13 protein-coding genes are annotated in these 13,459 nt (G+C 47.2%); 10 read left to right on the forward strand and 3 right to left on the reverse strand.

The window, feature by feature from the left end:
* Positions 1–118 precede the first annotated feature (118 nt).
* Positions 119–490 (forward strand): hypothetical protein, encoded by a 372-nt coding sequence (locus tag ACQSGY_RS06005; RefSeq protein WP_427051110.1) that lies wholly within the window; start codon positions 119–121, stop codon positions 488–490.
* Here the strand turns inward: ACQSGY_RS06005 and ACQSGY_RS06010 are convergent.
* A complete protein-coding gene (locus tag ACQSGY_RS06010; RefSeq protein ID WP_427051203.1) occupies positions 487–936 on the reverse strand; it encodes a GNAT family N-acetyltransferase in 450 nt (149 codons plus the stop codon). The genes ACQSGY_RS06005 and ACQSGY_RS06010 overlap by 4 nt on opposite strands.
* Before the next feature lie 600 nt (positions 937–1,536).
* Here ACQSGY_RS06010 and ilvB point away from each other — a divergent pair.
* Positions 1,537–3,288, forward strand: coding sequence for a biosynthetic-type acetolactate synthase large subunit (gene ilvB / locus ACQSGY_RS06015; protein WP_145403119.1), 1,752 nt, complete (start codon positions 1,537–1,539; stop codon positions 3,286–3,288).
* Positions 3,285–3,767, forward strand: coding sequence for an acetolactate synthase small subunit (ilvN, locus tag ACQSGY_RS06020; protein WP_184184000.1), 483 nt, complete (start codon positions 3,285–3,287; stop codon positions 3,765–3,767). Before ilvB ends, ilvN begins: the two co-directional genes overlap by 4 nt.
* A gap of 133 nt (positions 3,768–3,900) precedes the next feature.
* Here ilvN and ACQSGY_RS06025 read toward each other — a convergent pair whose 3' ends face one another.
* Positions 3,901–4,041: a hypothetical protein gene (locus ACQSGY_RS06025; protein ID WP_427051112.1), complete on the reverse strand. Its 141-nt coding sequence runs from the start codon at positions 4,039–4,041 to the stop codon at positions 3,901–3,903.
* Positions 4,042–4,089: 48 nt separating this feature from the next.
* On the opposite strand from ACQSGY_RS06025, the gene ilvC reads away from it, so the two are divergent.
* Both ilvC and ACQSGY_RS06035 read left to right on the forward strand, forming a co-directional pair.
* The gene (ilvC, locus tag ACQSGY_RS06030; protein ID WP_111272358.1) at positions 4,090–5,082 is read left to right on the forward strand and encodes a ketol-acid reductoisomerase; all 993 of its coding nucleotides are present in this window, start codon (positions 4,090–4,092) and stop codon (positions 5,080–5,082) included.
* 115 nt (positions 5,083–5,197) lie between these two features.
* Positions 5,198–6,739, forward strand: a complete 1,542-nt coding sequence (locus tag ACQSGY_RS06035; RefSeq protein WP_145403118.1) for a 2-isopropylmalate synthase — start codon at positions 5,198–5,200, stop codon at positions 6,737–6,739.
* Between the two features lie 140 nt (positions 6,740–6,879).
* Here ACQSGY_RS06035 and ACQSGY_RS06040 read toward each other — a convergent pair whose 3' ends face one another.
* The gene (locus tag ACQSGY_RS06040; RefSeq protein ID WP_289374751.1) at positions 6,880–7,860 is read right to left on the reverse strand and encodes an aldo/keto reductase; all 981 of its coding nucleotides are present in this window, start codon (positions 7,858–7,860) and stop codon (positions 6,880–6,882) included.
* 299 nt (positions 7,861–8,159) lie between these two features.
* Between ACQSGY_RS06040 and leuB the strand changes: the two genes are divergently transcribed.
* From leuB to ACQSGY_RS06065, 5 genes are all read left to right on the forward strand, one after another.
* Positions 8,160–9,245 carry a 3-isopropylmalate dehydrogenase gene (gene leuB / locus ACQSGY_RS06045; protein ID WP_110897647.1) on the forward strand — a complete coding sequence of 362 codons (1,086 nt, stop codon included), beginning with the start codon at positions 8,160–8,162 and terminating at the stop codon, positions 9,243–9,245.
* A 350-nt stretch (positions 9,246–9,595) separates the two neighbouring features.
* The gene (locus tag ACQSGY_RS06050) at positions 9,596–10,135 is read left to right on the forward strand and encodes a peroxiredoxin (RefSeq protein ID WP_111272355.1); all 540 of its coding nucleotides are present in this window, start codon (positions 9,596–9,598) and stop codon (positions 10,133–10,135) included.
* Between the two features lie 354 nt (positions 10,136–10,489).
* On the forward strand, positions 10,490–10,906 hold the full coding sequence (locus tag ACQSGY_RS06055) for a hypothetical protein (RefSeq protein WP_090922221.1): 417 nt from the start codon (positions 10,490–10,492) through the stop codon (positions 10,904–10,906).
* Between the two features lie 359 nt (positions 10,907–11,265).
* On the forward strand, positions 11,266–12,372 hold the full coding sequence (locus ACQSGY_RS06060) for an ATP-binding protein (RefSeq protein ID WP_184184010.1): 1,107 nt from the start codon (positions 11,266–11,268) through the stop codon (positions 12,370–12,372).
* Positions 12,373–12,493: 121 nt separating this feature from the next.
* The gene (locus ACQSGY_RS06065; protein WP_216519381.1) at positions 12,494–13,459 is read left to right on the forward strand and encodes an AAA family ATPase; all 966 of its coding nucleotides are present in this window, start codon (positions 12,494–12,496) and stop codon (positions 13,457–13,459) included.

The raw sequence follows: 13,459 nt of genomic DNA on the forward strand, positions 1-13,459 counted from the left end.
CTTGCGGGCCTTTTTGCATGCATAAAAGCACCCAACTTTTGCAGTAGGGACAAAGAAACAAGCGAATTCGGTCATGGACGAATACACTGTTTTGAATGATCCGAGGAGGAGGGATAGTATGAAAAAACATGTTACGCGTACTGAAGCGATGAAACTCATAGGCAAAAACATTGTTGCGATCAAAAAAGACGGTACTCGGGTTACAGGAAAGCTTATAAAGGTATCTGGCAATAAACTGGTGCTCAAGCGTTTTAGCGGAAAAAAAGTGCGGACCAAAGCCATATTGCCGCTGGTATTATTTGATTTGCTTGCGATTGCCACCTTGCCTTATGCGTATGGTCCTGGTCCCGGATACGGTCCCGGCCCCGGCCCAAAACCTTGCCCGTACGGTCAGGGATACGGACCAGGGTATGGTCCAGGCCAGGGATATGGCCCGGGTCCAGGCTACGGGCCTTATGGTCCCGGTCCAAGACCTCCAGGTTTTTTCTAGGAATATAGTGTTTTTTCCATTTCATAGCATCGACTCATTCCAATATATCTAAGGGTTTGATATCCATTTTTATGGTAAAATTGACATCCCTTTGTGTTGCCCTCATCTACCATGACTTTGGATCTTCGGCAGCCCCGAGAGACTGCAAAATGTTCTGCTTTTTGAAGTAAAGTCTGGCCGTATCGTTTACGCTGCTCTTTTGTGCTAACAGCCATCATATCCACGTAAAGCAACTCGCCATGCATGAGGAAATGGATGAAAGCTATAGCCGCTTTGTTAGACTCCGGCGAGATTACAAAGGTCATGCCCCTGTTCATCCGCAGGGGTATTTCTTTGCGAATTTTATTGATTTCCTTCTCACTCATATGGGATAAAGGAACAAGTTGAGTATCAATCAACTTTAGAATTGCGCTATCATCCAGCTTGGATGAACGTTGACGAATAATCATACGGAGCCTCCTTTCGGGACCAGTCGTGCGGCCCGTATATCCTATGCCCGAGGCAAGATAAAAGGTGACTGTATGAAGTTTGGAAGTTGGGGCATTCTAGGATTGGAATATTAGCAGGAAAGAGATCTGCACATTTTTATCAAAAACAGGTATTGACTTATCGGTTAGAGGAATCATATAATGTTCCTAACATTTAACGAGAATATTTCATCGGCTATGAAGAGGACGAAGTTTTAAGGGCTCTTTTGCTCAGAGAGTGGATGGATTTGCTGAAACCACCACCATTACCCCTTATATACGAGCTCACCTCGGAGCTGTTTTCCTGAAAAGCACTGGATCGTCAAATCCTTGCGTATTAGGGAAAATCGTAAGTCTGCGTTACAGACAACAGGTATGGGAGACGACTCTGTTCGTTTGAACATCGTTTTGTTATACCTGGTAAGGTCCGTTATTGCGAAATTTCGGACAAAGTTGGGTGGTACCACGGAAGCGATAACCTTTCGTCCCTCGCAAGCATGAACTTGTTTGCAGGGATGGAAGGTTTTTTTTGTAACTTTGAATGTCAGAATGGTGTAAATTCCGAGAGGAGGATGACTGATGGGAGCTCATATTCCAGAAGTACGATCGACAGATGAATTACGTGAAAAATGGATGAAGCCGGAGGTCATTAGCGGCTCCGAGATTCTGCTGAGAAGTTTGCTGCTTGAAGGTGTTGAGTGTGTATTTGGTTATCCGGGCGGCGCCGTGTTGTATATCTACGATGCGATGTATGGCTTTGAAGATTTCAAACACGTTCTTACACGTCACGAACAAGGAGCGATTCACGCAGCTGATGGTTATGCACGTGCGAGCGGCAAGGTTGGTGTCTGTATCGCTACCTCCGGTCCAGGTGCAACGAACCTTGTAACCGGTATTGCAACAGCTTATATGGACTCCGTTCCTTTGGTGGTTATAACAGGTAATGTTGTTTCCAGCCTGATTGGCTCGGATGCTTTCCAGGAAGCGGACATTACGGGAATTACAATGCCGATCACCAAACACAGCTATCTGGTCAAAGATGTAAAGGATCTGCCGGGTATCATTCATGAAGCGTTCCATATTGCGAACACGGGTCGCAAAGGACCGGTACTGATTGACATTCCAAAAGACGTGTCTGCAAACAAAACGTTGTTTGAACCACACACGGAACCTGTTATATTGAGAGGGTACAATCCACGGACGGTACCGAACAAGCTGCAGGTTGACCGTTTGGCACAGGCGATCCAGGAAGCTGAACGTCCAATGATTCTTGCTGGCGGCGGAGTAGTATACTCCGGTGGACACGAAGCGCTTTTCGAGTTTGTAGAGAAGACAGGCATCCCGATCACGACAACACTTCTTGGACTCGGCGCTTTCCCAAGCGGGCATGAGCTTTGGACCGGAATGCCGGGAATGCACGGAACCTACACATCCAACATGGCAATTCAGCAATCCGACTTGCTCATCAACATCGGTGCCCGATTCGATGACCGTGTAACGGGTAAGCTGGACGGATTCGCACCACATGCGAAAATTGTTCACATCGACATTGATCCGGCAGAGATCGGCAAAAACATTGCGACAGATATTCCGATTGTAGGCGATGTGAAAACGGTACTGGAGATTGCGAACAAGGAAGTTGGACGTGCTGAACGCGCAGATGCATGGAGAGATCAGATCAAACAGTGGAAACAGGAAAAGCCATACACCTATACGGATTCGGATGAAGTGTTGAAACCGCAATGGGTGGTTGAATTGTTAAACGACACCACTAAAGGTGAAGCCATTGTTACAACGGATGTAGGTCAGCATCAGATGTGGGCAGCGCAGTATTACAAGTTTAATCAACCGCGTTCCTGGGTAACGTCGGGTGGTCTGGGAACGATGGGCTTTGGATTCCCTTCAGCAATCGGTGCCCAGATGGCAAATCCGGACAGACTGGTTATCTCCATTAACGGAGACGGTGGAATGCAGATGTGTTCACAAGAGCTGGCCATCTGTGCAATCAACAACATTCCGGTTAAAATCGTGATTATCAACAATGAGGTTCTTGGTATGGTACGCCAGTGGCAGGAACTGATCTATGAAAATCGTTACAGCCATATCGACCTGGCAGGAAGCCCGGATTTCGTGAAACTGGCTGAAGCGTATGGTGTTAAAGGACTGCGTGCAACGAACAAGGAAGAAGCTGAACGTGCTTGGCAGGAAGCTTTGGACACACCTGGTCCAGTCGTTGTAGAATTCGTGGTACGAAAAGATGAGAATGTGTATCCAATGGTTCCGCAGGGAGCGACAATCGATCAAATGCTGATGGGGGATGGCGAAGAATGATAAGACATACAATTTCGATATTGGTTAATGACCAGCCAGGCGTCCTCCAGCGTGTATCCGGATTGTTTGGTCGTCGCGGTTATAACATTGAGAGCATTACGGTAGGACAGTCTGAAGAGCCTGGACTTTCCCGGATGGTCATTGTTACCATTGGTGATGACAAAACATTGGAGCAGATTGAGAAGCAGCTGTATAAGATCATTGATGTCATCAAAGTGGTTGATTTTAGCCTGAAACCGATGGTTGCTCGTGAACTCGCGCTGATCAAGGTGAAGGCAGATCCATCCGAACGTCCCGAAATTTTGGGCGTGGTGGAAACATTCCGCGCATCGGTTGTTGACGTTGGACCGACAAGTCTGATGATTCAGGCGGTTGGAGATACGGACAAAATTGATGCGATGATCGAATTGCTCAAGCCATATGGCATTCGTGAATTGTCTCGTACAGGCGTTACTGCATTGGTGCGTGGCAACGTATAGAGGTATAATGGTTTCAGTACGGGCTGAGACATACATGCGCACAATGATTTCGTTGTGAAAGTGCACGGTTAGTTGAACAAGAAGACTATCTGTTGAACATATGTCAGTCCGCTATCTGCTGTAAAGTAACATTTTAGTGATGTAACGCTTGAAAAGACAGCCACACCCCCGCATTAACGGGCGGGTGTCTGAACGGATCTGGCATCGCCGCTTCAGCAGTGATGAGGCTGTTCTGGCTACCCGCTTGGTCAGGATCACAGATCCATTGAGACACCCGCTCATTAATGAAGGGTTCTTTACAATACAAAGGAGGACTTATAACATGCCAGTAACTACTTATTATGAACAGGATGCAGAGCTTAGCGTATTGAAAGGAAAAACGATCGCGGTGATCGGATATGGTAGCCAAGGTCATGCTCAGGCGCAAAACCTGCGTGACAGCGGATTGAACGTAGTCATCGGACTTCGTGAAGGTAAATCTTTTGATGCTGCGAAAAATGATGGATTCGAAGTATTGTCTCCGGCTGAAGCAACTAGCCGTGCAGATGTAGTTCAAATCTTGCTGCCAGACGAAACACAAGCTTCTGTATACAAAAACGAAATCGAACCAAACCTGAAAAAAGGTGCAGCATTGCTCTTCTCTCACGGTTTCAACGTTCATTTCGGTCAAATCGTTGCTCCAAAGGACAGCGATGTATTGCTGGTAGCTCCTAAGTCCCCTGGTCACATGGTACGTCGTACCTACGTGGAAGGTTTCGGTGTCCCTGGTCTGATCGCGATCGAGCAAGATGCAACAGGTAAAGCAAAAGATATCGGTCTGGCTTATGCTAAAGGTATCGGCTGCACACGTGCTGGTGTTATCGAAACTTCCTTCCGTGAAGAAACAGAAACAGACTTGTTCGGTGAGCAAGCCGTTCTGTGCGGCGGTGTAAGTGCCCTCGTTAAAGCTGGATTCGAAACGTTGACAGAAGCGGGTTATGCGCCTGAGATGGCATACTTCGAGTGTCTGCACGAATTGAAACTTATCGTTGATCTGATGTATGAAGGTGGACTTGCAAGCATGCGTGATTCCATCAGTAACACAGCGGAATACGGTGACTATGTAACTGGACCACGTGTCGTTACAGAAGATACGAAGAAAGCAATGAAAGAAGTGCTTTCCGATATCCAACAAGGTAAATTTGCACGTGACTTCATTCTGGAGAACCAATCCGGCCGTGCATTCCTGACAGCTACTCGTCGCAACGAAGCTGAACACCCGATCGAAGTGGTTGGCGGACAATTGCGTGAAATGATGCACTGGATCAAGAAGTAATAACGGCTTTTGAATGAACAAGCAACTTACAGCGTGAACTGGGAATAGCGGCCGTGCTTATGCGTGAGCCGCTATTCTGGTTTGTGGAAACATATCGAAGCAGGAGGTGCGAGGCGTGCGTAAAATTTACGTTTTTGATACAACGCTGCGTGATGGAGAGCAATCTCCGGGAGTCAATCTGAACACTCGTGAAAAGGTGGAGATTGCCCATCAACTGGAGCGGCTTGGCATTGACCGGATGGAAGCAGGTTTCCCGGCGGCATCTCCAGGTGACCTGGCTGCAGTCAACGCCGTAGCGAAAGCGGTTAAAAATGTGACAGTGATTGGGTTGTCCCGCTCCAGAGAACAGGATATTGATGCGGTCAAAGAAGCGCTTAAAGGTGCACAGGACCCATGTATTCACGTATTCCTGGCGACCTCGCCCATTCACCGTCAGCATAAGCTGCGCATGGATAAAGGTCAGGTGCTGGATACGGCACGCTCTGCGATCCGTTATGCAAAGAAGACATTTTCCAAGATTGAATTCTCTTTGGAGGATGCAGGTCGTACAGAATATGATTTCCTCGTCGAAATGGTCAATATGGCGGTCGAAGAGGGTGCTTCTGTCGTTAATATTCCGGATACAGTCGGGTATCTGAGCCCATACGAGTACGGCAATATTTTCAAACATCTGAAAGAAAATGTTCACAACATAGATAAAGTACAGCTGAGTGCTCACTGCCACAACGATCTCGGCATGGCAACAGCGAATACACTTGCGGCAATTCTGAATGGCGCTGATCAGATTGAAGGCACCATCAACGGGATTGGGGAGCGCGCAGGCAACACGGCGATTGAAGAGATTGCGATGGCACTCGAGACACGCCAGGAGTTTTTCCAGGCCAAAACGACGCTGCAATTGTCCGAAATTGCACGCACCAGCCGTCTGGTCAGCCGTCTGACAGGCATGGTTGTTCCGGGAAACAAAGCGATTGTTGGAGCCAACGCGTTTGCACATGAATCGGGTATTCACCAGGACGGCATGCTGAAGGAAAAAACGACATATGAGATCATGACACCGGAAACGATTGGTCTGAAAGAGAGCAAGCTGGTGCTTGGTAAACACTCTGGCCGTCACGCATTCCGTGAACGTCTGATCGATCTGGGGTATGAACTGGATGAAGAAGCGCTGAACCGGGCGTTTGCACAGTTCAAAGATCTGGCAGACAAGAAAAAGGAAGTTACGGATGAGGATCTGCTCGCTGTAATCGAAGAGAAACTGCAGGATGCACCTGAGGTGTATAAACTGGAATCGATTTTTGTGACATATGGTGATGAATCGGTGCCAACGGCTAAGGTGCGGATTGCAACTCTGGATGGAGAAACCGTCGAGAAGCAGGCTGAAGGCAATGGTTCGGTGGATGCAATCTACAATGCGATTGATCAGGTGAGCGGAGAAGAGGTTACGCTGTCGGATTATTCCATCAAATCGGTCACACATGGCAAAGATGCGCTTGGTGAAGTTCATGTTGTATTGACACAAAACCAGGTCTCTGTTCAAGGACGCGGTGTGAGCACCGATATTCTTGGCGCAAGTGCACGCGCATATGTGGACGGCTTGAACCAGCTGATTGAGAAACGTAAAACATACACGAATCGTGTGAATGTGAATTTGTAGATGATGAGCACTTGAGCACCTAAAAAGTCTGACTCGCTGGAGTCTTCTGTTCGTGTCATATCAACGCGGTTAGAACGTTGATATGATATAAACAGTCCAGCAGGGTCAGACTTTTCTCATGACAACCTTATTTTAGAAAATTACCATGCATATGCGTTAGGTGCGTGCCCGCCAGGGCCAGGGAAGATTTCATCCAGACGCTGAAGCGTTGATTCATCGAGTGTCAGTTCGAGGCATTTCAACGCCGTTTCGAATTGCTCCAGCGTGCGTGGACCGATGATGGGTGCTGTTACCGCCGGATTGGCTGCAACCCAGGCAAGGGCTACTGTGTCCTGCGGCTCACCCAGATCACGGCATAGAGCAGCGAAATCCTCAAGCTGTGATTGCTGCTTCTCGATGCGCTCAGCAATGCCGCCGCTGCGAGTGCCTTCAAGCTTCTGCAGCGCATTGCGTCCCAGGAATCCGCCATCCAGCGGGCTCCACGGGATAACGCCAAGACCTAACGCTTTGGCAGCTGGCAGTACCTCCAGTTCAGGAAGCCGGCAGTTCAGGCTGTATTTATGCTGCTCGGACACAAGTCCGAGGAAATGGCGGTTTTTGGCTTCGCTTTGAGCCAGAGCGATCTGCCAGGCGGCAAAATTGCTGGAGCCTACATATCCGATCTTGCCCTGATATACCGCATGCTCAAATGCTCCCCAGAGCTCGTCCCACGTAACGGCGGGATCGACATGGTGCATCTGATAAAGCTCAATATGGTCGGTTTGCAAACGCTGCAGCGAGCCTTCGAGATGACGTCTGATTTTATATGCGGAGAGACCGGCTTCGTTGTTCGGGCCGTCTGTTTCATCATGCATGGAGCCGTAAACTTTGGTGGCAAGCACAACCTTTTCACGCCGTCCACCACCTTGTTTGAACCAGCGACCGATAATCTCTTCAGTCAGACCGGAATTTTCTCCCCAGCCATAAATGTTAGCGGTATCAAAAAAGTTCACTCCGGCATCCAGTGCTGCATCCATAATGCGGAAAGCTTCTTTTTCGTCCGTGGCAGGTCCAAAATTCATCGTTCCAAGACAGATGCGGCTGACTTTAAGGCCTGATTTACCCAGATAAGAATATTGCATGGTTTAACATCCCTCCAGCATTTCCTGATTTTGACTCAGGTATATTTTACCCTACACTGTTCTGAGGAACAACATGTAAACAAGGTCTCCGAACCTTTAAGCAAGCAATGAATGCGGCTCTTATAGGTAAAAACTATTAAAGTCATAGATTGTATATCTTGGTCAAATGACCGTAGAATATGATACAAAGAAGAGAGTTATTAATGAGACGAAGTTTGAACAGCAAGTCAGAGAATTTAAGAATGACTTTGTGAAAAGATGAAATGAAGAATGATTGAATAAGAGGGAGTGTACAACCTATGGCAGACGTGAAAAAAATTGCGGTAATCGCAGGCGACGGAATTGGTCCGGAAGTGGTGGCCGAGGCTGAGAAAGTTCTGAAACGTACGGAGGAAGTGTTCGGCTATCGTTTTGAAACAGAGCATGCTCTGTTTGGTGGTATTGCGATTGACGAGAAGGGCACACCGCTGCCGGAAGAAACATTGACAGTATGTAAAAATGCAGATGCAGTGCTGCTCGGCGCAGTTGGCGGACCGAAATGGGACAATAACAGCAAGGAACTGCGTCCTGAAACAGGCTTGCTTGGCATTCGCAAAGCGCTTGGTTTGTTCTCCAACCTGCGTCCGGCTGTCGTATTTGACTGCTTGAAAGACGCATCGACGCTGAAACCGGAAGTGCTCGAAGGCACTGACCTGATGGTTGTTCGTGAACTGACAGGCGGTATTTATTTCGGGGAGAAGTTCAGACGTGAAAGTGCACAAGGCGAAGAGGCTGTGGACACTTGTGCGTACAACGTTGCTGAAGTTGAGCGCATCGTTCGTCAAGCATTCGAGATCGCTCAGGGCCGCCGCAAAAAGCTGGCTTCGGTTGACAAAGCAAACGTACTGGAGACCTCCCGCCTCTGGCGTGAAGTGGTTAACCGCGTAGCTCCGGATTACCCGGATGTTGAACTGGAGCATGTGCTTGTAGACAACTGTGCTATGCAGCTGCTGCGCCGTCCGGCAAGCTTTGACGTTATCGTAACAGAAAATATGTTTGGTGATATTTTGAGTGATGAAGCAGCAATGCTGACCGGTTCCATCGGTATGCTGGCTTCCGCATCACTGGGTGAAGGAAGCTTCGGGCTGTATGAGCCAGTGCACGGCTCTGCGCCGGATATTGCTGGTCAAGGATTGGCAAACCCGATCGCAACAATTCTGTCGCTGGCATTGATGTTCCGTACAACGTTTGGATATGCAGAAGGTGCGGATGCCATTGAAGAAGCGGTAGCCAACGTATTGAATGCGGGCCACCGTACAAGCGACATCGCTGTTGACAAGAGCAAAGCCATCAGCACCACAGAGATGGGCGATCTGATTGTCGCAGCTATTCAGAAAAAAGCATAGCCTTTCCGATTCAATTTCCATATAACAAAATATCATAGAGGAATCCATGCTCCGTGATGAATAATAAACAGCCCTTTGCTTCCCATGTCCAACCACCTTTGTTGGTTCCAATCATGGAAAAAACAGAGGGCTGTTCTTTTACAATTTTGGCACGGAAATTTCTTATTTATAATTATTATAAAAAAATAACGTTTATAATCTTGACTTTGAGAAGTACGGATGATAACATTTTAAATGTACTTGAGAACAAGTATCAAACTGATTAATGACAGGACAAGCGCTAGCGTGTATCCTGATGATGAGCAATCCATATGGATGCTTACATAATCCCAAAGGAGGAATTTTTAGTTATGGCAGAACGTTTGGTTGGTAGACCAGCACCAGATTTCGCAATGGAAACAGTATCGGGAGACGGACAAGATTTTGGTTCCGTTAAATTGTCCGATTACCGTGGCAAATGGCTCGTATTCTTCTTTTATCCTTTGGACTTCACATTTGTGTGCCCAACTGAAATTACAGCTTTGAGCGACGCTTCCGAGCAATTCAAAGCTTTGGATACAGAAATCCTTGGTGTGAGCGTAGACTCCGTACACAGCCACAAAGCATGGATCAACACACCGAAAGACAGCAATGGTCTTGGTCAGTTGAACTTCCCGCTCGCTTCCGATATCACGAAGCAAGTAGCTAAAGATTACGGCGTTCTGATCGAAGAAGAAGGCGTAGCATTGCGCGGTCTGTTCATCATCGATCCAGAAGGCGAGCTGAAATATCAAGTGGTTAACCACAACGATGTAGGCCGCAGTGTTGAAGAAACACTTCGCGTACTGCAAGCACTGCAATCCGGCGGATTGTGTGCAATGAACTGGAAACCAGGCGACAAAAACCTGTAAGCCGGTTTTTCTTGAACTCTTCATGTTCAAGCCCTCATCCCACTCGGGATTGAGGGCTTTTTGCAACCTTTTGCAAAGATAAAACGTTATCTTAATCAAAGTGTTTGAACAAGCTTTCAGGCGTGTTAATAATGTAATAGATGAATATCTTGATTTTGGGTAGAGGAAAGAGGAATTGAAGGCTTGTAAGGCGAATAGGGTATGGAAACCCGGTAATTATTCCGGTGGTCCGCATTTATAATTTGTGTATAAATGTGATACACTGTTTGAACACGATTCCCTTTCGGAAGTTTTTGAAGTGCACGGGATTGGTAATAGATAAATTCCGGCACCTAATAAGGAGGGTGAACAAAAATGAGTTACTGTTGTGGGGCTAGTATGGTGGGAACGAAGGGCACGCTGAAGCATTACCGCACCCAGGTTCATAATGTTCCCCTGCTGTTTTGTCCGGTGTGTCACCGGGTCGAGGTGCATTACAAGGTTGAGAACGAATATGAGATTCTTGCTGAGTATGCGCATGGCGATGGAGCTTCCGAGATTGATTTTCAAGACTATGTCACAGAAGACGAGGATGCGATCTTCGAAAATTGCGTCAATCGTGAAAGTGAAGATGCGATGGTGATTGTGCAGCGTCAGATTGACATGTCACTGGATCTGCTGCGGCTCGCCAAGGAAATGAAGGATGAGAAGTGGGAGAGCGAGTTGAAACGTCGTCTTGCCGTCATGAGTCAACGGAAGTTGAAAATTCAGCATAACAAAACGGGACTATAATTACGTACCGGGACATCATATGCACGCATTACATTCAATAAAACGATACGAAACGAAGCTGATTTACCTTTAAGGTGAGGAGGCTTCGTTTTTTGTGCGTTTTATGTCCATATCGGCTGCTATTTTTGCAAAATAATTTCCATTCGACACTTTCTCCGATTGACTCTCTTCCCCAAACTTGTCTATGATAAAAACAGACTTGAAAAAGAGACGGAGCAATGCTTGAAGTTTTCGTCTGGCAATGAGAGAAGTTTGGAAAGGAACCCGGTAATGAACTTAAATCGGCCCTTCCTGTTTCTGTGATGATATGATGTCCGTATGGCAATGTTTATCATTTACGTGAAAAGGAGGAACCTGAATTGATTAGTGAATTTCAGGATACAGTGCCTCAGCGAGCAGATGTACCTCCTCAAGTGCATCTGGATTACAATAAGTATGAGAATGTTTTGGAACACATGGATAGTGGAATTATGCTGTTTGACAACCGCGGTATCTTGACGTTTATTAATGTTCAGATGGCCAAGCTGTTGGAACTGCCGAGAGATCTGTTAAGTGGATGCACGTTGATGCAGATGCTGAGTCTGCCTCAAATGAGTCGATTCAAGAAAAAGAAAATTTTAAGAATTTATCGGGAAACGATCTTTCATCGTAAGCGTTATCATGAGTTGACAGACGAATACGGAAGGCACTGGCTCGTTACGGTTACCTATGGTGATCAGATGGATGGTGATTTTTTATTTAGCGTCAAGGATGTATCGGATTACAAGCAGATCGAGCAAACCGCCTATCAAAATGACAAGCTGGCAATGCTTGGACGTATCTCTGCCTCTATTGCCCACGAGATTCGAAATCCGTTAACCGCTATTCGCGGCTTCATCCAGCTATTGCGTCCTCATCTGCTGCAGCTTGGCAAAGACGAATACGCACGAATTATTTTAACGGAGATTGACCGGGCCAACGATATTATTTACGAGTTTCTGAATTCCTCGAAACCTTCTGCTCCGCAGAAAACGATTATGACCGTAGAATCCTTGCTCAAGGAGGTTGTTCTGCTGACAGAGAGTGAAGGTCTGATGAAGGGCTGCGAAATCTTGCTGGAGGTCGATGATACACCACTTAGCGTATCGATCGACGTTAAGCAGATCAAGCAGGTCATTCTGAACATGGTTAAAAATGCGATGGATGCCATTGAAGAAGTTGGTGAAGAGCATACAGGCATGATTCGCATTAAAACAGCCACGGATAATAACTTTGTGCAGATTACGATAGCTGATAATGGTCGCGGCATGGATCATAATACGCTGGTGCGCCTGTTCGATCCGTTCTTCACTACCAAAGAAAGCGGGACCGGTCTGGGGCTTTCTGTGAGTTACCGTATCATTAAAAATCATGGCGGCACCATCTCGGTGGATAGCCAGAAGGGCGAGGGCACCAGCTTTATGATCAAGCTCCCACTGGTATTTTAATAGAGATCATGTCAGAAGGGATCGGTGTGCTGCCGATTCCTTTGTTTTTTGTCAGAGCGATTAGGGTTATAGTTAGAAATGTATGCGAATACATAGGCTCACTGCGGAAGGATGGGATTACATGAATATTCAGGATATGGAGAGCATGAATCAGCAGTTGATTGAACATGTAGGTAGAGTGATTGTTGGTAAAGAGCGTACGATGGAATTGGTGCTGACAGCCATTATTGCTTCTGGTCATGTGCTTCTGGAGGATGTGCCGGGCACGGGGAAAACGATGCTTGCCAAATCAGTGGCAGCCTCGCTGGACTGCACGTTTCAGCGTATACAGTTTACCCCCGATCTGCTGCCGTCCGATTTGACCGGCATTCATTTTTATAATCAAAAATCAGGAGATTTTGAATTCAGACCAGGTCCACTCTTTGCTAACCTTGTGCTGGCAGACGAGATTAACCGGGCTACACCGCGAACACAGTCCAGTCTGCTCGAATGTATGGAAGAACGTCAGATTAGTATCGACGGCTCTACCCGGCAGCTCGAACGACCGTTTATTGTCATTGCAACCCAGAATCCGATTGATAATCAAGGTACATTTCCGTTGCCTGAAGCCCAGATGGATCGGTTTATGATGAAAATTCGCATGGGTTATCCGAGTGTAGAAGAGAGCATCGAGATTCTCAAAAGAACAGCCGCCAGTCGCTCCGTGCATGAGCTATCTTCAATAATCTCGCGAGAACAGCTTCTGAAAGCCCAGGAAATGTATACAAGTGTTACTGTAAACGAGGATCTGATGCGTTATATCGTGCAGCTTGCGGAAGCAACCAGAGCACATGCTGAATTATCACTGGGTGTTAGTCCAAGGGGCGCACAGGCACTCCTGAGAGCTGCTCAGGCTTGGGCTGCATTGCACGGCAGAGATTATGTTGTGCCGGATGATATCAAAGTGCTTGCAGAGCCCGTACTGGCTCACCGTTTGGTGTTTCGTAATCGGGTGAGGCAGCAGGAAGGACTGGCCGAACAGATTATTCAGCAGATTTTAACCCAGACCGAGGTGCCGACAGAGACACTGACAACAGGCGGGCGCTAG

This window comes from Paenibacillus sp. TC-CSREp1, from assembly GCF_050171015.1.
In the GTDB taxonomy this organism is placed as follows: Bacteria; Bacillota; Bacilli; order Paenibacillales; family Paenibacillaceae; genus Paenibacillus; species Paenibacillus silvae.